Consider the following 23,488-nt stretch of genomic DNA (forward strand, 5'->3'; position numbering starts at 1 on the left):
AGAGCAATACCCATGAACATCTTCGCCGATTTCACCGCGCGAGTCACAAAGGCTGTCGAAGCGCTTGATCTGAAAGACAAGGACGGCGTTTCGCCCGACCTTTCACGCATTGCCGTCGAACCGCCGCGCGACGCCAGCCATGGCGATCTCGCGACCAATGCGGCGATGGTGCTGGCCAAGCCCACCGGCCAGAACCCGCGCGCGCTAGCCGAAAGGCTGGCGTTGGCGTTGCGCGATGACAAGGATGTCGCCGCCGCCGAGGTTGCCGGCCCCGGCTTCGTCAATCTCCGGCTCAAGGACGGCTTCTGGCAGGCGCACCTGTCGGCGCTTCTGGGCGAGGGGCGCAATTACGGCCGCTCGACGATCGGCGCCGGCCGGAAAACCAATGTCGAATATGTCTCGGCCAACCCGACGGGGCCGATGCATGTCGGCCATTGCCGGGGCGCCGTTGTCGGCGACGCGCTCGCCAATCTGATGGCGTTTGCCGGTTACGACGTGACCAAGGAATATGTCATAAACGATGCCGGCTCGCAGATCGATGTGCTCGGGCGCTCGGCCTTCCTTCGCTACCGCGAAGCGCTGGGCGACGACATCGGCGAAATACCGGCCGGGCTCTATCCCGGCGACTACTTGGTGCCGGTTGGTCAGGCGCTGGTCAAGGAGTTCGGCCGTTCGCTGATGCAGATGCCCGATGACGAGGCGCTGGCCATTGTCAAGGACCGCACCATCGATGCGATGATGGCGATGATCCGCGAGGATCTGGCGCTGCTCAACGTGCATCACGACGTGTTCTTCTCCGAACGCACGCTGCATACCGACAATGCCAGGAAAATCCGTTCGGCGATCAACGACCTGACGCTGAAGGGCCACATCTACAAGGGCAAGCTGCCGCCGCCCAAGGGCGAGAAGCCGGACGACTGGGAAGACCGCGAGCAGACGCTTTTCCGCTCGACCGCGGTCGGCGACGACATGGACCGGGCGCTGGTCAAGTCCGACGGCGCGTTCACCTATTTCGCCGCCGACGTGGCGTATCTGAAGGACAAGGTCGATCGCGGTTTCGTCGATCTGATCTATGTGCTGGGCGCCGACCATGGCGGTTACGTCAAGCGGCTGGAGGCGCTGGCACGGGCCATTGCCGGTGACGAGGTCAAACTAACCGTCCTGCTGTGCAATCTGGTCAAGCTGTTTCGTGAGGGCGAGCCGGTTCGCATGTCGAAGCGGTCCGGTGATTTCGTGACGCTTCGGGAAGTCGTGGAGGAGGTTGGCCGCGACGCCATCCGTTTCATGATGCTGTATCGCAAGAGCGATGCGCCGCTCGATTTCGATTTCGCCAAGGTGACCGAACAGTCCAAGGACAATCCGGTGTTTTACGTGCAGTACGCCTCGGCGCGCTGCCATTCGGTGTTCCGGCAGGCAAGCGGGCAGCTGGGCGAAGCGAATTTCGATCGCAAGAGCCTGGCTGCCGCCGCGGCTTCGCTGACCGACGAGGGCGAGATCGGCCTGATCCGCAAGCTCGCCGAATATCCACGCCTGATCGAATCCGCGGCTCTTGCGCTGGAGCCGCATAGGCTGGCATTTTACCTTTATGACCTGGCTTCCAGTTTCCACGGACACTGGAACCGGGGTACGGATAATCCGGACTTACGTTTTGTTAAGGTTAACGACCGACAATTGACGCATGCCAGACTAGGGCTGGTGCAGGCTATTTCGGACGTTCTGACGTCCGGCCTGACGTTGATCGGAGCCGCTGCGCCCACCGAAATGCGTTAGGTTTGACTAAAAAACCTGTCACCTTTTGCCCACATTGCGCTGGTAAGGGCCAACCCTGCGCGACGTCCATGGCGTCCGAATGAGTGCGAGTTCGGGAACAATAATGGCAGACAGAACCCAGCTGAGAGTAGCCGACAACAACGACATCACTGACGATGATCCGTTCGCGGAACTGACCAGGATCATGGGATTCGACCCACGCCAGCCAGTCAAGCAGCAGGCGCGGGTCGAGCCGCAGGCCGCTGTTGCCAGTCAGCCCGTGCAAGAGGACGATTTCGACATCGACCTCGAAAAGGAATTGATGGGCGAGTTCGACGCTGGCGACAGTGTCGCCGCTCCGGTTGTCGAGGCTCATGAGCCGGCATTCGAAACGGCTGCCACAGACGCGGCCGACGACGATCTTGCGCTGTCGCTCGACGACGATTTCCATCTGGACCTCGCGGGTGCCGACGAGCAGGGGCTCGTCGCCAGCCATGCCAACCCTGGCGCTGCCGAAGCCGCGCCGTCCGTCGAGCCTGCCTTCGACGCCGATTTCGACAATGCCGTCGCCAGTTCGCTCGAAGACGTTTCGCCCTTCGAGGACGACCTGCCGATGGAAGACGAGCTTGCCGCTTCGCTCGACCAGGATTTCCACGTCGAGGACCATGCCGCCGAGATCGAGGACGAAGCCGTCGAGCCCCAGCATGCCGTTGCCGAAGTGCCGATGGCTGTCGAGCCGGCCGCCGCGCACGAATTCGACGATGCGGTCGCGATTTCGCTCGAAGACGAGCTGATGCTCGACGACCATTCGGCGGATCAGCCCCATGCGGCCGCGGTCGACTATCCGGAGCCGGTGCTGGCCGCCGCGAATGAAACCCAGGCGATCGCCGACGAGGATTTCGAGGGGCATTTCGACGACGCCATGGCGGATGTCGATATGGATTTTGAGGTTCAGGCGGACCAGCCGGTGGCCTTTGATGCGGCGGAAGCGCACGAAGTGCCCGCTCATGCCGTGGATGCGATGGACGAGTTCTCGAGCTCCGAAGCCGTTTCGGAAGATGATTTCGATCTGAACCTGGACGACTCGTTCGCCGAGCCTGCCGAAGAGCCGGTCGCCGAGGTTGCCGCTGCCGCGGTCCAGCCGATAGTTCCGGCAACGCCGGCAGCCGTCATGGCCGAGCCGGCGCCGGCCCCCGTGGCGGACGAGCGTAGCCTCGAAGACGAGTTGAACGCACTTCTGGGCGCCATGACGGCGCGCACGCCGCCGCCGGCCAAGGAGCCCGAGCCCGCCGCCGCTCAACCCGTTGCGGCTCAGCCGGCCACTGCTCCCGTTCAGTCGTATGTTCCCGCGCCGGCAAAGGCCGCCGAGGAGCCTGCCGATCTCGACTGGGATCTCGACGAACATGCGACCGAGGATCCGCATCTCGACAATCTGCCGCTCGATGAGCTTCACGGCCAGGATCTGGGCACGGACGCCGCCGATCATAGCGACATCGATTTCGACGATGATGCGTTCGACGCGGCCTTGGCCGGGGATCTCGATCCGCGCGACGAGGCAGCTTGGCGGCAGGATCAGACCGATTCCCCCGATTGGCTGGCCGAACGCTCCGCACCGACCGAGCCGACCCGTTCGTGGAGCCGCGTGACACCGGTTCCCCAACAGCCGGCATTCGCGGCGCAGCCGGCCGCTTCGATGACGGCAAGGACCGCCGCGCCTGAAATGGCCCCAGCGGCGGCTGTGGTGCCGCCCTACCGCGCGCCCGAGCCGGTTGCGGCCGCGCCCTATGCGGCGCCCGCATCCGCACCGCAGCCGCGACAGTCGTCGCGCTACGAAGAGATGCCCGATGTCGAAACGGTCGATGTGCCGGAGCGCGTCGTGGCGCTGGCGGACGATCTCGACATCCCGGAACTGCATTTCGAGGAAGATGAACCGGCCGCATCAGGCTATGACGATCTCGACGCAGAGTTCGCCAGCCTTCTGACGGAAATGAATTCGGTGGAGGTCGCGCCTGCTCCAGCCGCACCCGCAAGCAGCGCTGCCTATGCCGATGAATCCTTTGATGGCGGATTCAAATCGGCCTATCATGCGTCGGCGTACGAAGAACCCAAACCGGCTTATGGCGGGGTCAAACCGGCCCTTCAGCCGGAAGCGCGGACCTATGCGGCGCGGCCGGCGGAAATGCCCGCCCGTGCTGCAGCGAACACCGGCTATGCCGACGCTGCCGACGGCTTCGATCTCGACAGTCTGCCTGGCAGCCAGCCGGTCTCGCAGGCGGACGATTTCACCGTCGATGAGCTCGACTATGATCCTGAACTGGACGAAGCAATGTCCGTTCCGGGTCTCGGCGAGCGGCAAGCGGCCAGGCCGTCGGGCCGGCGTGGCCTGTTCATCGCGGCGATCGTCGGTGCCGTGGCGGTCGCTGGCGGTCTTGGCGCCTTTGCGCTGTCTTTCGGCGGCAAGGGCGGCAGCGAAGCGCCGGTGATCGTCAAGGCCGACAATTCGCCGATCAAGGTCAAGCCGGAAAATCCGGGCGGCACCGTGGTGCCGAACCAGGACAACAAGGTTTACGACGCGGTGGTTAAGGGCGCGAAGCCCGCCGAACCGGTGCAGCAGAAGCTTGTCACCAACACCGAGGTTCCCGTGGATGTGCAGGCGAAGGATCCGGCCCGTGCCGCCGATCCTTCTGCCGGCCAGGGTGCTGTCGTCGGCGGAGCCGATGACGGCAATGCCGCGCCGACCGCCAGTGCGGCGCCGGCTGGCAATCTTGCGCCGACCGACAATGCGGCGCCAGCGCCCAAGTCCGAGGATCGCATCGCGCAGGTGCTGCAGGATACCGACAAGGGCAACAACACCGATGTCGTCGCCGTCGCACCGCGCAAGGTGAGGACGATGGTGGTCAAATCGGACGGCTCGCTGGTGCCGCGCGACGATCCGGCGCCGGCCGCGCCGCAGGTGGCGGCCGCTGAACCGAGCGATCCGGCGCCGCAGCACGTCGCGCCGTCCGCCGATGCCGACCAGACCGGCACCGTGGCGCCCGCCGCGGCCCAATCGGGCGATGAGCCGGCCCTCAAGCCGGCGGCCAAACCGGCCAAGGCGCAGTCGGCCAATACGCCGGCCAAGGTTGCGATCGCGCCGCAGCGTCCATCCGACCAGCCCGTCGACGTGGTCGGCGAGGTCAAGCCCGATCAGGTCGCCTCCATCGACCAGGCAACGACGGCTACCGGCAGCGGTTCTTGGTCGATGCAGGTTGCTTCGCAGCCGACGGTGGAAAGCGCCCAGTCGACCTACCAGGATCTGCAGCGCCGCTATGGCAGCGTGCTTGCCGGCCGCACCGCCAACATCGTCAAGGCCGAGATAGCCGGCAAGGGCACGTTCTACCGCGTCCGCGTTGTGGCCCAGTCACGCAACGATGCCATCAATTTGTGCACCAGCTACAAGGCCGCCGGCGGCAACTGCTTCGTGTCGCGCTAGACGCGTTCAACCAATCAAAGCCGGCGCGGCCCAAGGTCGCGCCGGTTTTTTCATACGCCCAGTGCTTTTTCATGTGGAAGCATTTTCGGGCGTCGGACCGCATGTATTTCCAGACGATTCCCTTTGGCCGCGCGAAGCCCTAGACTTCTGGCATGACCGAATCAAAATCCATGATCCTCGGCTGTGCCGGGAAATCGCTCACCCGCGAAGAAATCAATTTCTATCGCAATGAATGCCCGTGGGCCTTCATCCTGTTTGCCCGCAACATCGGCGAGACCGAGCAGATCCGCGATCTCGTCGCCGAGATGCGCGACTGTATCGGGCGGCCGGACGCGCTGGTGTTCATCGACCAGGAAGGCGGCAGGGTGCAACGCCTGCGGCCGCCGCTGGCGCCGAACTACCCGGCGGGCGGGGCGCTTGGTGCGCTGTGGCGCGACGATCATGACGCCGGTGCCCGTGCTGCCTGGCTGATGGCGCGCCTGCACGCCTTCGATCTACTGCGCTACGGCATCACCGCGGATTGCCTCCCGGTGCTCGACGTGCCGATAGAAGGCGCCAGCGACGTCATCGGCGCACGTGCCTACGGCAAGGAGCCGCGCGCGGTCATCGAGCTCGGCCGTGCCGCCGCCGAAGGCCTGATGTCGGGCGGCGTGCTGCCTGTGATGAAACACATTCCGGGGCATGGAAGGGCCTTTGCCGACACGCATTTCGAGCTGCCGACGGTCGACGCGTCGCTCAGCGACCTGCAGCGGCATGACTTTGCCCCGTTCCGAGAGCTCAACGACCTGCCGATGGCGATGACGGCGCATGTCGTCTACAGCGCCATCGACCCCAAGAACCCGGCGACGACGTCCGGCAAGGTCATCGACGAGATCATCCGCCGCGACATCGGCTTCGACGGGCTCCTGATGAGCGACGACACCTCGATGAAGGCACTTTCTGGGGATTTCCCGACAAAGGCGGCGTCGATCCTTGCGGCGGGCTGCGATCTGGTCCTTCACTGCAACGGCGTTTTCGAGGAGATGGCGGGCATTGCGTCGCGCACCACGGGGCTTGAAGGCAAGTCGCTGGAGCGTGCAAAGCGGGCGCTGACCTATATAAGGAAACGCGACGCGGCAGAGGAAACCGAGATACGCGCTGAATTCGCCACCTATTTCGATGCGGTGGCCTAACCAAGGGAAGTGACAGAGGCAGTGGCGGAAACATTGGAAGGCAAGGCCGCGAAGGCCGCACCGATGGACCGCCTGTGGGCCGAGAATGACGATTCACGCGTCACCGGCGACCCGTCGCTGGTCGTCGATGTGGCCGGCTTCGAAGGCCCGCTCGATCTTCTGCTGCATCTTGCCCGCACCCAGAAGGTCGACCTGGCGCGCATCTCGATCCTGGCGCTGGTCGAGCAGTATCTGGCCTTTGTCGAGAAGGCGAGGGCGCTGCGGCTCGAACTTGCGGCCGACTATCTGGTGATGGCGGCATGGCTCGCCTTCCTCAAGTCGAAGCTGTTGATCCCCAAGCAGCCGGGCGAAGAGGGCGAGAGCGGCGAGGAACTGGCGGCCGTGCTGCAGTTCCGGCTGAAGCGGCTGGAAGCGATGCGTGATGCGGCGGCCCGCCTAGTCAACCGCAATCGCCTCGGCCGCGACGTGTTCGCGCGCGGCATGCCCGAAATGGTGATCATCGAGAAGCGCAACGCCTATTCGGCGTCGCTCTACGATCTCCTGACCGCCTATGCCCAGCAGCGGCAGAAGCAGGCGATCACCAATGTAACGATCGCCAGGCGTGGCGTCTGGTCGCTCAAGGACGCGCGCGACATCCTGACCCGGCTGATCGGCTCGCTGCGCGACTGGACGGCGCTGGACAGCTTCCTCATCCAATACATGACCAGCCCGGAAGAGCGGCGCACGGCGATCGCCAGCTCGTTCGCGGCGACACTGGAACTGGTGCGCGAGCGCAAGATGGATCTGCGACAGGACGAGGTGTTCGCGCCAATCTATCTGCGCGATCACCGCGCACCGGCAATCAAGGCAGTCGAGGTGGCATCATGAGCGAACGCGCCAACGCTTCGGTTATCCCCTTCAAGGTGGACGATGAGCTGGAAGGCGAGCTCGACCGGACTTCGGCCGAGGATCCGATGCAGAACCCGGCCGAGCGCCTGCATATTGCGGAGGCCGTGCGCATGGCGGAGGCGATCGTGTTCGCCAGCGCCGAACCCGTCAGCGAAAAGCAGCTTGCCGCGCGCCTCCCCGACGGCATCAACGTTGCTTTGGCCATGGCCGAGCTGCAGCAGGTCTACGCCCGGCGCGGCGTTAATCTGGTGCGGGTCGGCGACGCCTGGGCTTTCCGTACCGCCGGCGATCTCGCCTTCCTGATGAGCCGCGATACGGTGCAGCAGCGCAAGCTGTCGCGCGCGGCGCTCGAAGTGCTGGCGATCATCGCCTATCACCAGCCGGTGACGCGTGCCGAGATCGAGGATATCCGCGGCGTCGAGACGTCGAAGGGCACGCTCGACACGCTGCTCGAGACGGAATGGGTGCGCATGCGCGGCCGCCGCAAGACACCTGGCCGCCCCGTCACCTATGGCACCACCGAAACCTTCCTCGATCATTTCGCGCTCGAGGAAATCCGCGATCTTCCCGGTATGGAAGAACTGAAGGGGGCGGGCCTGCTCTCGGGCCGCATGCCGTCGAATTTCTCCATCCCGCAGCCGCCGGCCGATCCCGACGTGCTGACGGAAGACGAGGATCCGCTGACCGACATCGATCTCGAGGAACTCGGCCTGCTGACGCCACGCGTCACGGAAGATTGACCACTGGCGCTCTGTCCAAGCGCGCCGATAGGTCGTAGATGCGCCGATTGGTAGCGGGCCAGCGAGTCGAAAAAGCGTGACATCCGTCACCCTTTCATAAACTCTGTCGCTGTTGTGTTTGAATCCCAACGCGAAAACGCATAGATCATCGCCAGGGAAAACATTCGAGAGAGATTTGCTATGGGTTCATTTTCGATTTGGCACTGGATGATCGTGCTGGTGATCGTGCTGCTGGTCTTCGGCCGCGGCAAGATTCCCGAGCTGATGGGCGACATGGCCAAAGGCATCAAGAGCTTCAAGAAGGGCATGGCAGACGACGACGTCGCCGACGACAAGCGCACCGTCGAACACCGTGCCGACGAGACCGTTTCGGCCGTGAAGGAAAAAGCCAGCAAGAGCTGAGCCAAAAAGTTCTAGTCGGAACAGAGTGCCATGTTTGAAGTCGGCTGGACCGAAATGCTGGTGATCGCGGTCGTCATGATCGTGGTCGTCGGGCCGAAGGATTTGCCCAATATGCTGCGCACCTTTGGCCGCACGACGGCGAAGCTGCGCGCCATGGCCGCCGACTTCCAGAAACAGTTCAACGAAGCGCTGAAGGAAGCGGAACTCGACGACGTCAAGAAGTCGGTCGACGAGCTCAGGGGGCTCAGCCCCGTTGCCGAGATCAGAAAACAGCTCAATCCGTTCGAGCAGGCTGCGGCCGATGTGCGTGCCGGCGTCGACTCGGCGATGAAGCCGAAGCCGGCCGCCGATCCGGCAACGCCGGTGGCTACGGCGCCGCAGGCGTCCGAGCCGTTGAAGAACGGCGCGACGGAAATGCCTGGCGTCAGCGCCGCGGGAGCAACGCCGCCAACGCCGATTTTCCCGGCCATGACCGATGAATCGGTGGTGGTGGCGTCCACGGGACCTGCCGTGACGCCGAAGGCGGGCAGGAAAGCCGCCAAGGCCGCGCCGGCGGCAAAGGTGCCAGCCAAGACCTCGACATCCGCGAAGACGGTGACGGTAAAAGCCGCACCCGCGCCTAAGGCGTCGACAAAGGCCGTGACGAAGCCTGCCGCCGCCAAGGCGACTGCGGCAAAGACCGTGGCGAAAGCCGAACCGAAGCCTGCGCCGGCGAAGAAGCCGGCGGCCAAGAAGACGGCTGGAGCCGCCAAGTGAGCGTTTCGGACAAGGAAAAGGACGAGATCGAGAAGTCGTCGGCGCCGCTGATCGAGCATCTCATCGAGTTGCGCCGCCGGCTGATCTGGTCGCTCGGCGGCTTTTTCGTCGCCTTCCTGGTCTGCTTCTTCTTCGCCAAGAGGCTGTTCAACCTTCTGGTCGTCCCCTTCAGATGGGCGACGAAATGGGCGGGTCTTGACCCGCACAAGGTCGAGCTGATCTACACCGCGCCGCAGGAATTCTTCTTCACGCAGGTCAAGCTCGCCATGTTCGGCGGCATGGTCATCGCCTTTCCGCTGATCGCCACGCAGATCTACAAATTCATCGCGCCCGGCCTCTACAAGAACGAGCGCAACGCCTTCCTGCCGTTCCTGATCGCGTCGCCGATCCTGTTCCTGATGGGCGCCTCGCTGGTCTATTTCTTCTTCACCCCGATGGTGATGTGGTTCTTCCTCGCCATGCAGCAGGCCGGCACGGACGAGCAGGTGCAGATTTCGCTGCTGCCGAAAGTGTCGGAATATCTCAGCCTGATCATGACGCTGATCTTCTCCTTCGGCCTGGTGTTTCAGCTGCCGGTGGTGACCAGCCTGATGACGCGCGTAGGCATGCTGTCGTCCAAGGCGCTGGCCGAGAAGCGCAAATGGGCGATCGTCATCGCCTTCGTCGTCGCCGCCGTGCTGACGCCTCCCGATCCGATGAGCCAGATCGGCTTGGCCATCCCGACCATCCTGCTCTACGAGGTCGCCATCTGGTCGTCCCGGCTGATCGAGCGCAGCCAGGAGCGCGAGCGCCTGGCGCGTGAGAAGCAGGAAGCCGGGGAGACCGTGGTCGACAAGACACCGGACGAGCCTCCGGCGTCGGCTGCCTCGTAAGACCTCAGCGGCGGCGGAAAACGACAAGCGCCGCCCAGCCTCATCTTGCATCGGTCAAGGATGCGGTTTACGCCCTCGGAGCTTAGCTCAGGAGCGTTCAAACCATGCTTGACATCAAATGGATTCGCGACAACCCGAAGGCCCTTGTCGAGGCGCTGGTGAAGCGCTCGTGGTCGGCCGGCGAGGCGCAGTCCACGGTCGATGATCTGATCGCCAGGGACGAGGCGCGGCGCGAACACGTCACCGAGCTGCAGACCAAGCAGGAGCGCCGCAACGCCGCCTCGAAGGAGATCGGCAACGCCATGCGTTCGGGTGACGCCGCTCTTGCCGAAAAACTCAAGGCCGAAGTCGGCGATATAAAAACCTTCATCCAGAATGGCGAGGCGCGTGAGCGCGAGCTCGACAAGGCGCTGACCGACGCGCTGGCGGTGCTGCCCAACGTGCCTCTCGACGATGTGCCGGTCGGCAAGGACGAACACGACAATGTCGTCAAACACATTGTCGGCAAGGTGCCGACGCGGCCGAACTGGGTGAAGGAGCATTTCGAGGTCGGCGAAGCGCTCGGCATGATGGATTTCGAGCGGGCGGCAAAGCTGTCGGGCTCGCGCTTCACCGTGCTGAAGAGCGGATTGGCGCGGATGGAACGCGCGATCGGCCAGTTCATGCTCGACCTGCATACGACCGAGCACGGCTACGAGGAAGTGATCCCGCCGCTGATGGTGCGCGACGAAGTGCTTTTCGGCACCAACCAGCTGCCGAAATTCGAGGAAGACCTGTTCTTCACGCCGCATGGGGAGGGTAGGCTTGGCCTGATCCCGACCGCCGAGGTGCCGCTCACCAATCTCGTGCGCGAAGAAATCACCGCGCATGAAAAGCTGCCGCTGCGCTTCACCGCGCTGACGCCGTGCTTCCGTTCGGAAGCCGGCTCGGCCGGCCGCGACACACGCGGCATGCTGCGCCAGCACCAGTTCTACAAGGTCGAGCTGGTGTCGATCACCGACCAGGAATCCTCGCTCGCCGAGCACGAGCGCATGACGCAATGCGCCGAGGAAGTGCTGAAGCGGCTGGAACTGCCGTTCCGCACCATGGTTTTGTGCGCCGGCGACATGGGATTTGGCGCGCGCAAGACCTATGACATCGAGGTCTGGTTGCCCGGCCAGAACGCCTATCGCGAAATCTCGTCCTGTTCGGTCTGCGGCGATTTCCAGGCGCGCCGCATGGACGCGCGCTACAAGGACAAGGACGGCAAGGGCAATCGCTTCGTCCATACGCTCAACGGTTCGGGCACCGCCGTCGGCCGCGCCCTGATTGCCGTCATCGAAAACTACCAGAACGAGGATGGCAGCGTAACCATTCCTGAAGTGCTGCGGCCTTACATGGGCGGTCTGGCAAAGATCGAAGCGAAGTAATGCGCATTCTTCTGACCAATGACGACGGCATTCATGCCGAGGGCCTGGCGTCGCTCGAACGCGTCGCGCGCACACTCTCCGACGATGTCTGGGTGGTGGCGCCGGAGCAGGACCAGTCCGGCTATGCGCATTCGCTGTCGATCTCGGAGCCGCTGCGGCTGCGCAGGATCGGCGAGAAGCATTTTGCCGTGCGCGGCACGCCGACCGACTGCGTCATCATGGGGGTGAAGAAGATCCTGCCCGGCGCGCCCGACCTGATCCTGTCAGGCATCAATTCGGGCGCCAATATCGCCGACGACGTCACCTATTCGGGAACCGTCGCCGGCGCCATGGAAGGCGCGCTGCTCGGTATCCGCTCGATCGCGCTTAGCCAGGGCTATTCCTATGTCGGCGAGGATCGCATCGTTCCCTATGAAACGACCGAGGCGCTTGCGCCGGCACTGCTGAAGAAGCTCGTCGCGACGCCGCTGCCGGACGGCGTGCTTCTCAACGTCAATTTTCCCAACTGCCTTCCCGAAGAGGTCGCGGGCACGGTGGTCACCACACAAGGAAAACTCGTGCACAGCCTGTGGGTCGACGAGCGCCGTGACGGGCGCGGCCTGCCTTACTACTGGCTGCGCTTCGGCCGCGAGCCGGTCGAGGGCAAGCAAGGCACCGACCTCCACGCGCTGCGCAACCGTCTGGTGTCGGTGACGCCGTTGCAGCTCGACCTCACCGCGCATGAGATCCGTGACCAGCTGAGCAAGGCGCTTGCATGAATCTGCCAATCGATGACCGCGAAGGATTTGCCGCTTTCCTGTTGCGCCTGCGCGGCAGGGGAACCGTGCCGAAGGCGTTGATCGCGGCTTTCGAGGCGACACCACGGCGCGGCTTCCTGGCGGCCCACTTCCACCAACTCGCCTGGTCCGACCGCATGCTGCCGATCGAATGCGGCGAGGCGATCGAAGGCGCCGACATGCAGGCGGCGGTGATCGCGGCCCTTGCCATCGAAGCGGGAAACCGCGTTCTCGAGATCGGCGCCGGCTCCGGCTATACGGCGGCGGTGATGTCACGGCTGGCGGCGCGGATCGTCACCATCGACCGCTACAAGACCCTGGTCGAGCAGGCCAGGCAGCGTTTCGAGGCGCTTGGCATCGGCAACATCATCGTGCGCCAGTCCGACGGCTCCGGCGGCCTGCCTGCAGAAGGCCCGTTCGACCGCATTGTCGCCTGGGCCGCCTTCGACAGCCTGCCGCGCTTCCTGCTCGACCAGCTGTCGAGCGGCGGCATCGTCATCGCGCCGATCGGGCCAGAGGAGGGCGAGCAGGTGCTGGCCAAGCTCACCAAGGTCGGCAGCCGTTTCGAGCGCGAGGACATCGGCCTCGTGCGGCTGCAGCCGATCCTGCGCAGCATAGCTGCGGTCATCTAGGAGCATTGATATTCAGGTGAGACCGGCCTGCAAATGGCTGACACCTGCGCTGCCGGTGCTCACGTACTGAAGTACGCTCCGCTCCGGTTCTCGGTATCAACCATTTTCGACTTGGTCTGACCTGAATCTCGACGCGCCTCCTGCGCACTCGAATGTTTTAAGAAAATTTTCGTCGAATTCTAATGGGTTAACCGACCAGTAACATTAACGCGCTTTAATCCAATCCAGTTGGTGCAGCGTTTGTGCGGGTTAGTGCGATGCAACTCAGTGTTTTGAAGACAAACAGTCGCAATCTGGCGCGGGGCTGCGCTGTTCTCATGATTGCGGGGGCGGCCGCCGGGTGCAGTTCCCAGGCTTCGCGGTTCAACAGTGTCGACGACGTCTTCACTTCCTCGACCAACAATCAGCGCGCCATCATCAACAAGCAGGATGCCGTACAGCCCTATCCGGGCGATGTCTCGGCCGCGCCGCTTGACGGTAGCCACACGCAGTCGATCAGCCGCTCGAGCCTCGACCCGGTTTCGAGCCGGCCGTTGCCGCCGCCCGTTTCAGCCCAGGCGCAACCCGCGCCGGCGCTCGCGCCTGCCGCCAATCCAGTGCGTGTCGCTTCGGCGCCGGCCATGGTTCGGCCTGCTCCCCATGTCGACAGGACGACAACCGGCACCGTGGAGCCGGCCGCCAAGCCGTTCAAGAATGCCCAGCCCGACGCGCCGAAGGTGGCCGAGGCGGGCAGGCCGCACGCGACCGAGATCGTCGTCAGGGACGGCGAGACCATTTCCGGCCTGGCGGCGCATTACAAAGTGCCGGCCGATGTCATCATGAAGGTGAATGGCCTGAGCCCGACCAAGGGGCTGAAGACCGGCCAGAAGATCGTCATTCCGGCCTATGCCTATTCGAGCAAGGCCGAGCCGAAGGTCGCCGACGCCAGGCCGTTGAAGGACGGGCCGGTGAAGGATGGCAAGCACGACCTGCCGGCCACCGCGCCGGACAAGGTCGCCGTCCTGCCGCAGCAGCCTAAGCTCAAGGAAGGCAAGTCCGCCGCGCAGGTCGATGCTTCGGCCGCCGCAAGCCAGCCCAAGGAGCTCAAGCCGGCGCAGGTCGCCAAGGCAACAGGCGCCGCCGGCACCTACACGGTCCAGTCGGGTGACACGATGTCTTCGATCGCCAGAAAGACCGGCGTCGGCGTCGTTGCGCTGAAGCAGGCCAACGGCATGAAGGATGGCCTGCTCAAGATCGGCCAGACCCTGAAGGTGCCGGCCGGTGGAACCGCGACGGTCGCCAGCGCCAAGCCGGCAAAAGTCGATCCGGTGACCACGGCAACCACGCAGCCTCCGGCAAAGGCCACGCCGTCGGAAACGCTGGCATCCTATACGCCGCCGAAGAAGGACGCGAAGGTCATCCAGCAGGCCGAGGACGACGACGCGGTGGCGCCCGATGCCACGGGTATCGGCAAGATGCGCTGGCCGGTGCGCGGCCGGGTTATCTCCGGTTTTGGATCCGGCAAGGACGGCGTCGACATCGCCGTGCCCTCGGGCACGCCGATCAAGGCGGCCGAGAACGGCGTCGTCATCTACGCCGGCGACGGGCTCAAGGAATTCGGCAACACGGTGCTGGTGCGCCACGAGAACGGCCTGGTCACCGTCTATGGCCATGCCAGTTCGATCGAGGTGCAGCGCGGCCAGAAGGTCAAGCGCGGCCAGGAGATCGCACTCTCGGGCATGAGCGGTACGACGGACTCGCCGAAGCTGCACTTCGAAGTGCGCAAGAACTCGGCGCCGGTCGATCCCTCGACCTATCTCGAATAGAACAAAAAAACCCTCGACCTATCTCGAATAGAACAAAAAAGCGATTTTGCGGGCCGTCTGACCTCCAGTCCGGCCCGCCGGCTCAGCCCGTTCCGCAAGGAGCGGGCTTTTTCAGTTTGTGCAAAGCCCGCCCGCGCGGTTCACAGATGATCGCGGAGCGTGTCGGCGATCATCTCCTCGAGGCTGCTGGCCTTCACGCCCAGAAGTGCTTCTGTGTCGGAGGCATCAACCAGCAGGGGTCTCTCGAAGAGGTAGCGCATCTCGATGGCCTCATGCATGCCCAGGGATTCGATCTCAGGGGCGGAATAGGAACGTGTCCCTGAAAGCTCTCGTCCGAGCACCGCCGCGGTTTTCTGGATGAGCTCCCGTGGTGAGGCGTATTGCGAGGGAACGTGAAACGCGCGTCCCCATTCGCCGTTGTAGCGGGCCGCCGCGACCAGCGTCCTCGCGACGTCCTTGGTGAAGGTCCAGGCATGGGTTGCGTCGAGGTCGCCAATGAAGGCGGTAGGCTTGCCCTCGATGATGAAGGGCAGCGCGATCAGTGAAAAATAGCTGATCGCGCCATGTCCGAGATAGTCGCTGGAGCGTATTTCGATCGCCGGTACGTCGGCACGAACCGCCCGCTGCCACATGATCGTCCTGGCGGTTCCCTTCCTCGAAGTGGGATCCAGGGGCAGGTCGGAGCGAAGCGGGCTATCGGCATTTTCCCCATAGCCATAGAGGTTTCCGAGCACGATGAGTTTGGCGCCGACCGCTTCGGCCGCGCGCACGGTGCCATCGATGATGGGGAAAAAGTCGATCGGCCACCGATCATAAGCGGCCATGGCACACATGAAAATGGCATCGGCACCTCGGCAGATACGCGACAGTTCCGAGGCATGCGTGGCATCGGCCTGTATGGTCCGCACGTTCGGCAGCGCGTTCGAACCGACGCCTCGGCTGGTGAGAACGACATCATGTCCTTCCTCTCCAAGAAGGCGCGCGGTCTCGCGTCCAACCGGGCCCGCGCCGACGACAACATAGAAACTCATGGCAACCTCTCTTCCAAGCTTGATGGAGAGACGTGCGTACAGGTTCGCGGCATTGAAAATCGCGCGGGAATTGCCAAATCTTGAACAGGTTTCGCCACGAATCGAGAGAGCATGCGTCCACAATTCGCTCCGGCCCGATCCCCATCCGACGTCGCAATGATCTCCCGGCACATCGAGGCAGGTGTCCATCGTCTGCCGCGGGCGCCGCACCATCGTGTCATGGTGCATGCAAGCGCGGCGACACGCTCCTACTGCAATCAGGTTGGGCGCCATTTCGTCAGGCGCGCCGGCGATATCGACCTGGTACCAGCTGGCGAGGAGGGCGGTTTCGAGGCCGAAACCGCGTTCGACACGATCGAGATCGTCTTGCAGCCAGCCCTGATGGAAAGGGTAGCGGCGGAACTTGGCGGCAGGGCGCTGATGTCGCGGCTCGACACGCGCCACCTGCTTCGTGACCAGCGCATCGCGCATCTCGCTCGCGCGCTCCAGAGCGATCTCGATGCGGGCGCACCGAGTGGCTCTCTATTCGCCGACAGCATTGGCGCCGCGCTGGCGGTCAGGCTGCTTGGTGCCGACGATATGGACATCGAACGAACGAACCGCCTGTCGGATATCCAGCTCAAGCGCGTCCTGGAGCACATCGAGGCCGCTCTCCACGAGCCGCTCTCGATCCATCGGCTGGCCCGGGTGGCCGGCGCGAGCAGCTCGCACTTGCGGACATGGTTCAAGGTGGCGACGGGCGTCACACTGCATCGCTATGTGTTGCGACGTCGGGTCGAACGCGCGCGTGCCCTGCTGCAGCAGGGAGATCTCAGCACCAGCGAGGTCGCGGAATTGACGGGCTTCGCGCACCAGTCACATCTGGCGCATTGGATGCGCCGCGAGATCGGCCAAACGCCGCGCGACGTGCGACGGGCGCGACGCCTCAATCCTTGAGCGGCTTGCCAAGCCGGCCGGCCAGATCCTGCGTGAATTGCCAGGCGACGCGGCCCGAGCGGCTGCCGCGCGTCGTCGCCCATTCCAGCGCCTCCGCGCGCAGCTGCTCGGGGTCGATGTCGAGGCCATGATGGCTGGCATAGCCGTTGATCATCTCGAGATACTCATCCTGCGAGCATTTGTGGAAGCCGAGCCAAAGCCCGAACCGGTCGGAGAGCGAGACCTTCTCCTCGACCGCTTCGGACGGGTTGATGGCGGTCGAGCGCTCATTGTCGATCATGTCGCGCGGCAACAGATGGCGGCGGTTCGAGGTGGCGTAGAAGATGACATTGGCCGGGCGGCCTTCGACGCCGCCTTCAAGTGCCGCCTTCAACGACTTGTAGGACGTGTCGTCATGATCAAAGGACAGGTCGTCGCAAAACAGGATGACGCGGAACGGCGCGGCCTTCAGCAGACCCATCAGCTTCGGCAGCGTATCGATGTCCTCGCGGTGGATCTCGATCAGCTTGAGCGGCAGGTCGGATTTAGCCTTTTGTGATTTGGCCCGGGCATTGATCTCGGCATGCACGGCCTTGACCAGCGACGATTTGCCCATGCCGCGCGCGCCCCACAACAGCACGTTGTTGGCGGCAAAGCCGGCGGCGAAGCGCTCGGTATTGTCGACGAGGATGTCGCGGACGCGATCGACACCGCGGATCAGGCCGATGTCGACGCGGTTTACCTTGCGCACCGGCTCAAGATAGCCGGGATCCGCCTGCCAGACGAAGCAGTCGGCCTCGCGGAGGTCGGTTTCATGCACCGGCGGCGGGGCGAGGCGGCCGACAGCCTCGATCAGGCGGTCAAGTTTCTTGTTGAGGGCGTCGATGGTGCTGTCGGTCATTTCAGGTCTTCTGGCTCGTTTCCTGGGCAGGCAGGTGGGACACGTTCGAATCCGTCGGGTTCGAAACCTGTCCCAACCTTTTGTTCGAGCGTGATCTTTTCGGTAAACCGGCTCTCGCTTTTCGCGATCCTGCTCTAACACGGGCGAACAGGCCGGAAAAGCAGCCGATTTGGTCGGTCGCGCAGTTGCATTGACAACTTTACCGACTATATTCCGGCCAAATTTCAAGGGGCCGCCAAACTCCGCAGGACGGTTGGCGGCTGTTTTCAAAATTCAGGAGTACCTCGATGTTCGTGACACCGGCATACGCCCAAGGCATTGGCGGCGCCTCTCCCGATATGTTCATCAGCATTTTGCCGTTTGTCCTGATTTTCGTGATCATGTATTTTCTGATCATCCGCCCTCAGCGCACGCAGCTGAAGAAGCGCGGCGAGATGCTGGCGGCGGTCCGCCGCGGCGACACGGTCGTCACCGGCGGCGGTTTCGTCGGCAAGGTGACGAAGGTGATCGACGACAACGAGCTCGAGATCGACCTTGGTGGTGGCACCAAGGTGACGGCGCTGCGCTCGACGATCGCCGATGTGCGCGTCAAGGGCGAACCGGTGGCCAACCAGAACGCCAAGAAATAACCCAATTCAAGGCGGAGCGATCCGCGGACACGCTCTGACGGACGACGCCATATGCTGTATTTTTCGCGCTTCAAGATGATCCTGATCTGGGTGGCCGTCGCCATCACAGTGATCCTCGCCGCGCCCAATCTGTTCCCCGCCAGCACGTTGGCCCAGCTGCCGAGCTGGGTGCCGAAGCGGCAGATGACGCTCGGCCTCGATCTGCAGGGCGGTTCGCACATTCTGCTGGAGATGAACCAGAACGATCTGATCAAGGATCGATTGGAGACGACGCGCGACGAAATCCGCACGCTGCTGCGTGACGCCAAGATCGGCTATACCGGCCTTGCCGGCACCGGGCGGACCTTGCAGGTGCGCATCACGGATCCGGCCCAGCTCGACGCCGCGAAAAAGGCGTTGAAGACCTTGACCGATCCTGTCGCCGCTGGCCTGTTCTCCGGTGGCTCCATCCAGGAAATGTCGCTGGATGATTCCGAGCCGGGCCTGCTCAAATTCACCGTCACCGACGCTGGCATCAAATACCGCACATCGACCGCATTGGCGCAGTCGATCGAAGTGGTCGAGCGCCGCGTCAACGAACTCGGCACCACCGAGCCCATCGTGCAGCGGCAGGGCGACGACCGCATCCTTGTGCAGGTGCCAGGCCTGCAGGATCCGCAGCGGCTGAAGGAAATCCTCGGCCAGACCGCGAAACTGACCTTCCAGATGGTCGACCAGTCGATGCCGGTGCAGGACGCGCTCAAGGGGCGCCCGCCCGCAGGCTCCTCGGTGCTTTATTCCCAGGACGATCCGCCAGTTCCGTATCTGATCGAAAACCGCGTCATCGTTTCGGGCGAAAACCTCGTCGACGCGCAGGCGACCTACAATTCGCAGAACAACGAGCCGGTGGTTTCATTCCGCTTCGATTCGAAGGGCGCCGCCCGCTTCGGCCAGGCGACCTCGCAAAATGTCGGCAAACTGTTCGCCATCATCCTCGACAACCAGGTAATCTCGGCGCCGCAGATCCGTGAACCGATCCTCGGCGGCACCGGCCAGATATCTGGCAATTTCACCGCCCAGAGCGCCAACGATCTCGCCGTGCTTTTGCGAGCCGGCGCGCTGCCGGCGACACTGACGGTCATTGAGGAACGCACTGTCGGACCGGGCCTTGGCCAGGATTCGATCCATGCCGGCAAGGTGGCCGGCATCATCGGTTCGATCCTCGTCGTTGCCTTCATGTTCGTCGCCTACGGCTTCCTCGGCTTCCTCGCCAACATCGCGCTGGCGGTGCACGTGGCGATGATCGTCGGCCTGCTGTCGCTGCTCGGCGCGACACTGACCTTGCCGGGTATCGCCGGTATCGTGCTGACCATCGGCATGGCGGTCGATTCCAACGTGCTGATCTACGAACGCATCCGCGAGGAGCGACGCGCCGGCCGCTCGGTGATCCAGGCGATCGATACCGGGTTCTCGAAGGCGCTGGCGACGATCATCGATTCCAATGTCACTTCGCTGATCGCGACAGTGGTGCTGTTCTATCTCGGCACCGGCCCGGTGAAGGGCTTTGCCATCACCTACGCCATCGGCATCCTGACCACGGTGTTCACCGCGTTCACCTTCACCCGCATGCTGGTGTCGATCTGGTTGCGCCGCGCCCGTCCGAAGGAATTGCCGAAGGCCCCGGTGACCTTCATTCCGCCGGGCACCAAGATACCCTTCATGGGCATCCGTCGCTGGACATTCACGCTCTCGAGCGCGCTGTCGATCCTGTCCGTGGTGACGTTCATGACCGTCGGCATCAATTACGGCATCGACTTCAAGGGCGGTTCGCTGATCGAGGTGCAGGCCAAGAACGGCAATGCGGACATCGCTGACATCAGAGGCCGGCTGTCGGATCTCAACATCGGTGAGGTCCAGGTGCAGCAGTTCGGTGCGCCAAACGACGTGCTGATCCGCGTTGGCACGCAGGATGCCGGTGAAAACGCCGAACAGACGGTCATCGACAAGGTGCGCGGCGAGCTGCAGGACAATTATGACTTCCGCCGCGTCGAAGTTGTGGGGCCAACGGTTTCCGGGGAGTTGGCCAAGCAAGGCACGATCGCAATGCTGGTCGCGCTGGTCGGCATCCTGGTCTATGTCTGGTTCCGCTTCGAATGGCAGTTCGCGGTCGGCGCCATCGTTGCGACGGTGCACGATGTGGTCATGACACTCGGCTTCTTCGTCATCTCCGGGCTTGAATTCAACCAGTCATCGCTGGCGGCGATCCTGACCATCATCGGCTATTCGCTGAACGATACGATCGTGGTCTATGACCGCGTTCGTGAGGATTTGCGAAAATACAAGCGCATGCCGCTGCCGCAACTGTTGAACAACGCCATCAACGAGACGCTGTCGAGAACGACGCTGACCTCGGTGACGACCAGCTTGGCCCTGCTGGCGCTGGTTTTGTTCGGTGGCGAGGTGATCCGCTCGTTTACGCTGGCCATGCTGTTCGGCGTCGTCTTCGGCACCTATTCGTCGATCTTCATCGCGGCACCGCTGCTGATCCTGTTCAAGCTGCGGCCGCAGGCTTCGGCCGACGAGGAGAAGCCGGTCAACGGCGGCAAGGCGGTCGCGACCTGACGCGCGGCCTCGAAGGGGTGACGAAAGTGGTGACCGGCAAAGGCATCGTCATCCGCGAGGCGCACTTCCCCGGCCGCGCGTCGATCGAGGCCTATGGCAATGGCGGGTTCCGCTTTGCCGACATGTCGCATCGCGGTTCGCTGCTGTGCCTGCCATCCGGCATCCATGGCTGGGAGCCGGCGGACGCTTCAGCGCTGACAGTGGCGGATTTCGAAAAACTGCTGGCCGAGGCCGACAAGGTCGAGATCCTGCTGGTCGGCATGGGCAAGGATTTGAGGCCATTGCCCGCGGCGCTGCGAGCGGCGTTGAAGGAGGCCGGTATTGCCTCCGACCCGATGTCGACCGGGGCTGCGGTGCGGACCTACAATGTCCTCCTGGCGGAAGACCGCGCCGTGGCTGCCGCGCTCATCGCCGTCGAGTGATATGTCGCAAAATGCCAAAATCGTCATGGACGCGGTGCGCGCCGCCGATCATGACCGCTATCTGACGGTACTCTACGCGCCGGCCGACAAGCGCGATGCGCTGTTTTCGCTCTACGCTTTCAATGCCGAAATCGCTGGCATCCGCGATCGCATCCATGAAGCATTGCCGGGCGAGGTGCGGCTGCAATGGTGGCGTGACCTCATCGCCGCCGACAGTGACGGCGCAGCCATCGGCCATCCCGTCGCCGACGCATTGAAGGCGACAATTTCTGGCCATCACCTGCCGAAACTGGCCTTCGACAACATGCTCGAGGCGCGCATCTTCGATCTCTATGACGATCCGATGCCGTCGCGCACCGACCTGGAAGGCTATTGCGGCGAGACGGCGGCCGCGCTCATCCAGCTTGCCGCAATGGTGCTCGATCCCGTCGAGGCGCCCCGCTTCGCCGAACTGGCAGGCAGGGCGGGCTGCGCGCAGGCCATGACCGGACTGCTGCTGCTGTTGCCGCTGCATCACAGGCGCGGGCAGTGTTTTTTCCCGGCCGACATTCTGGCGGCGGCGGGATCGACGCCGGAGGAATTTGTTGCCGGCGATGGCGGGCCTGGGGCGCGGCGTGCCGTAGCGGCGATGACAGCGCTGGCACGCGAACACCTTTCAGCTTTCGAGCAAGGCGCCGCCGTGCTGCCGGCGTCGTTGCGCCCGGCATTCCTGCCATTGGCGCTGTCGCGCGCCTATCTCGACAGGATGGAAGGCTCGCGCCATTCGCCGCTCGACGGCGTCGCGCGGCTATCCGCCTTGCGCCGGCACTGGCTGCTGGTGCGGCGGGCGAGCAAGGGCTGGCCTGCACTTTGACGTAAACGTCAATCGTGCTAAGGATTTGGCCGTGCCGGGAACTGTCGCCAGAGATGACAGGCCGGCCCGGAGGAAATCCATGAGCTTGCCCTTTCTGGTCGTGATCGTCGTCCTTGGCATTGCGCTGTCGGTTGCCGCGGTGCATTTCACCGGCGGCAGCAAGACGGCCACGCTGGCCGATCCCGATCAGGCGTTGCACCGTTTCGCCGAGGATTTTCCCGACGAGATGGTTGCAACAGTTCGCCTGACGGCGGACGCCAAAACGGCATTTTTGGACCTTGGACGAGGGCGCACCGGCATCGTCCACAGCATCGGCGACTGCTTCTTGACGCGCATCGTCACCGCTACGGACGTCTCGGTGTCCAATTCCGACCAGACGAACACAATTCAATTGCGATTGACGGACTTCACCTGGAAGGGCGGCCGTTTCCGCTTCGCCAATGCCGGCGATGCGCAGGCCTTGCTGAAAGCTTTTGAAGCACGCCATGCCGCCAGGGAGGCCGCGTGATGGACAGCTATGATTTTCCGCAAGTTACCCAGTTGGCCATTCCGTTCTTCGTCGCCGCCATCCTGATCGAGCTCTGGCTGGTGCGCACCGGCCGCGCGAAAGGCTCGTTCGAGACGCGCGACACGCTGACCAGCCTGATGATGGGCACCGGCAATGTCGTCGCCGGGCTGCTGCTTGGCGTCGTCTCCTACTGGGCGCTGCTGTGGCTGTGGCAGTTCCGCGTCTTCAATCTCGGCCTGTCGGTCTGGGTGTTCCTGGCCGCCTTCCTGCTCGATGATTTGCGCTACTATGTCTATCACCGCATCGCGCACCGGGTGCGCTGGGTGTGGGCCGAACACGTCAACCATCACTCAAGCCAGCATTACAATCTGTCGACGGCGCTCAGGCAGAGCTGGACGGGCCTGTTCACCTTCATGTTCGTGCTGCAGGCGCCGCTGGTGCTGCTCGGCTTTCACCCAGCCGTGATTGCCTTCACCTTCGGCTTCAACCTTGTCTGGCAGTTCTGGATCCACACCGAAACGATCGGCAAGATGTGGGGCTGGTTCGAGTTCATCTTCAACACGCCCTCGCACCACCGCGTCCACCACGCCACCAATCCACGCTATCTCGACGCCAACTATGCCGGCACGCTGATCATCTGGGACCGCATGTTCGGCACATTCGTCGAGGAACTGGAGGAGGACCGGCCGCGCTACGGCATCGTCAGGAATCTCGGCACCTTCAATCCGCTGAAAGTGGCGTTCCACGAATGGATCGGCATGTTCAGGGATGCGTTCGCGCCGGGTATTACGCTCAGCGATCGCCTGAACTACCTGATCAAGCCGCCCGGCTGGAGCCATGACGGCTCGCGCGAAACATCGGAAAGCCTGAAGGCAGCTTATGTCAGGCGAAATCCTGCCGAGGCGGGGAAGCCGGGATTGCCGATGGCGGGTGCCGAGCCGGCGGAATAGGACGG

The 23,488-nt window shown here is 63.6% G+C and carries 21 protein-coding genes; 19 read left to right on the forward strand and 2 right to left on the reverse strand.

What is annotated here, in order from left to right:
* Nucleotides 1–12 precede the first annotated feature (12 nt).
* The 12 genes from argS to CK226_RS03150 all read left to right on the forward strand — a co-directional run bounded on the left by argS (nt 13) and on the right by CK226_RS03150 (nt 14,673).
* On the forward strand, nt 13–1,770 hold the full coding sequence (gene argS / locus CK226_RS03095; protein ID WP_095790976.1) for an arginine--tRNA ligase: 1,758 nt from the start codon (nt 13–15) through the stop codon (nt 1,768–1,770).
* A gap of 103 nt (nt 1,771–1,873) precedes the next feature.
* On the forward strand, nt 1,874–5,221 hold the full coding sequence (locus CK226_RS03100; RefSeq protein ID WP_095790977.1) for an SPOR domain-containing protein: 3,348 nt from the start codon (nt 1,874–1,876) through the stop codon (nt 5,219–5,221).
* 152 nt (nt 5,222–5,373) lie between these two features.
* Nucleotides 5,374–6,393, forward strand: a complete 1,020-nt coding sequence (nagZ, locus tag CK226_RS03105) for a beta-N-acetylhexosaminidase (protein WP_095790978.1) — start codon at nt 5,374–5,376, stop codon at nt 6,391–6,393.
* 63 nt (nt 6,394–6,456) lie between these two features.
* Nucleotides 6,457–7,260: a ScpA family protein gene (locus CK226_RS03110; protein WP_095773095.1), complete on the forward strand. Its 804-nt coding sequence runs from the start codon at nt 6,457–6,459 to the stop codon at nt 7,258–7,260.
* The gene (gene scpB / locus CK226_RS03115; protein WP_095787504.1) at nt 7,257–8,021 is read left to right on the forward strand and encodes an SMC-Scp complex subunit ScpB; all 765 of its coding nucleotides are present in this window, start codon (nt 7,257–7,259) and stop codon (nt 8,019–8,021) included. Before CK226_RS03110 ends, scpB begins: the two co-directional genes overlap by 4 nt.
* Before the next feature lie 180 nt (nt 8,022–8,201).
* Nucleotides 8,202–8,423, forward strand: a complete 222-nt coding sequence (locus CK226_RS03120; RefSeq protein ID WP_010909892.1) for a twin-arginine translocase TatA/TatE family subunit — start codon at nt 8,202–8,204, stop codon at nt 8,421–8,423.
* A gap of 30 nt (nt 8,424–8,453) precedes the next feature.
* A complete protein-coding gene (tatB, locus tag CK226_RS03125; RefSeq protein ID WP_095772858.1) occupies nt 8,454–9,179 on the forward strand; it encodes a Sec-independent protein translocase protein TatB in 726 nt (241 codons plus the stop codon).
* On the forward strand, nt 9,176–10,051 hold the full coding sequence (tatC, locus tag CK226_RS03130) for a twin-arginine translocase subunit TatC (protein WP_095790979.1): 876 nt from the start codon (nt 9,176–9,178) through the stop codon (nt 10,049–10,051). The genes tatB and tatC overlap by 4 nt, the downstream gene beginning before the upstream one ends.
* A 104-nt stretch (nt 10,052–10,155) precedes the next feature.
* The gene (serS, locus tag CK226_RS03135; RefSeq protein ID WP_095790980.1) at nt 10,156–11,460 is read left to right on the forward strand and encodes a serine--tRNA ligase; all 1,305 of its coding nucleotides are present in this window, start codon (nt 10,156–10,158) and stop codon (nt 11,458–11,460) included.
* Nucleotides 11,460–12,218 (forward strand): 5'/3'-nucleotidase SurE, encoded by a 759-nt coding sequence (gene surE / locus CK226_RS03140; RefSeq protein ID WP_095772855.1) that lies wholly within the window; start codon nt 11,460–11,462, stop codon nt 12,216–12,218. The genes serS and surE overlap by 1 nt, the downstream gene beginning before the upstream one ends.
* Nucleotides 12,215–12,868 carry a protein-L-isoaspartate(D-aspartate) O-methyltransferase gene (locus CK226_RS03145; protein ID WP_095790981.1) on the forward strand — a complete coding sequence of 218 codons (654 nt, stop codon included), beginning with the start codon at nt 12,215–12,217 and terminating at the stop codon, nt 12,866–12,868. The genes surE and CK226_RS03145 overlap by 4 nt, the downstream gene beginning before the upstream one ends.
* 257 nt (nt 12,869–13,125) lie before the next feature.
* Nucleotides 13,126–14,673, forward strand: coding sequence for a peptidoglycan DD-metalloendopeptidase family protein (locus CK226_RS03150; RefSeq protein WP_095790982.1), 1,548 nt, complete (start codon nt 13,126–13,128; stop codon nt 14,671–14,673).
* A gap of 140 nt (nt 14,674–14,813) precedes the next feature.
* Here the strand turns inward: CK226_RS03150 and CK226_RS03155 are convergent, their stop codons facing one another.
* Nucleotides 14,814–15,704 (reverse strand): NAD-dependent epimerase/dehydratase family protein, encoded by an 891-nt coding sequence (locus CK226_RS03155; protein WP_095790983.1) that lies wholly within the window; start codon nt 15,702–15,704, stop codon nt 14,814–14,816.
* Nucleotides 15,705–15,815: 111 nt separating this feature from the next.
* Here CK226_RS03155 and CK226_RS03160 point away from each other — a divergent pair, with 111 nt between their 5' ends.
* A complete protein-coding gene (locus CK226_RS03160; protein ID WP_095790984.1) occupies nt 15,816–16,640 on the forward strand; it encodes an AraC family transcriptional regulator in 825 nt (274 codons plus the stop codon).
* Here CK226_RS03160 and CK226_RS03165 read toward each other — a convergent pair.
* On the reverse strand, nt 16,630–17,520 hold the full coding sequence (locus CK226_RS03165; protein WP_095790985.1) for an ATP-binding protein: 891 nt from the start codon (nt 17,518–17,520) through the stop codon (nt 16,630–16,632). The genes CK226_RS03160 and CK226_RS03165 overlap by 11 nt on opposite strands.
* Nucleotides 17,521–17,807: 287 nt before the next feature.
* Here CK226_RS03165 and yajC point away from each other — a divergent pair, with 287 nt between their 5' ends.
* The 6 genes from yajC to CK226_RS03195 all read left to right on the forward strand — a co-directional run bounded on the left by yajC (nt 17,808) and on the right by CK226_RS03195 (nt 23,483).
* Complete coding sequence (gene yajC, locus CK226_RS03170; protein ID WP_010909882.1) at nt 17,808–18,149, forward strand: preprotein translocase subunit YajC; 342 nt, start codon at nt 17,808–17,810, stop codon at nt 18,147–18,149.
* Nucleotides 18,150–18,200: 51 nt separating this feature from the next.
* Nucleotides 18,201–20,750: a protein translocase subunit SecDF gene (secDF, locus tag CK226_RS03175; protein WP_095787511.1), complete on the forward strand. Its 2,550-nt coding sequence runs from the start codon at nt 18,201–18,203 to the stop codon at nt 20,748–20,750.
* Between the two features lie 26 nt (nt 20,751–20,776).
* A complete protein-coding gene (locus CK226_RS03180; protein WP_179295843.1) occupies nt 20,777–21,172 on the forward strand; it encodes an Mth938-like domain-containing protein in 396 nt (131 codons plus the stop codon).
* 1 nt (nt 21,173) lies between these two features.
* Nucleotides 21,174–22,025 carry a phytoene/squalene synthase family protein gene (locus tag CK226_RS03185; protein ID WP_179300952.1) on the forward strand — a complete coding sequence of 284 codons (852 nt, stop codon included), beginning with the start codon at nt 21,174–21,176 and terminating at the stop codon, nt 22,023–22,025.
* Nucleotides 22,026–22,104: 79 nt separating this feature from the next.
* On the forward strand, nt 22,105–22,533 hold the full coding sequence (locus CK226_RS03190; RefSeq protein ID WP_095790986.1) for a hypothetical protein: 429 nt from the start codon (nt 22,105–22,107) through the stop codon (nt 22,531–22,533).
* Complete coding sequence (locus CK226_RS03195) at nt 22,533–23,483, forward strand: sterol desaturase family protein (protein WP_179300953.1); 951 nt, start codon at nt 22,533–22,535, stop codon at nt 23,481–23,483. Before CK226_RS03190 ends, CK226_RS03195 begins: the two co-directional genes overlap by 1 nt.
* Nucleotides 23,484–23,488: the final 5 nt, after the last annotated feature.

Source organism: Mesorhizobium sp. WSM4311 (assembly GCF_002295115.1).
In the GTDB taxonomy this organism is placed as follows: Bacteria; Pseudomonadota; Alphaproteobacteria; order Rhizobiales; family Rhizobiaceae; genus Mesorhizobium.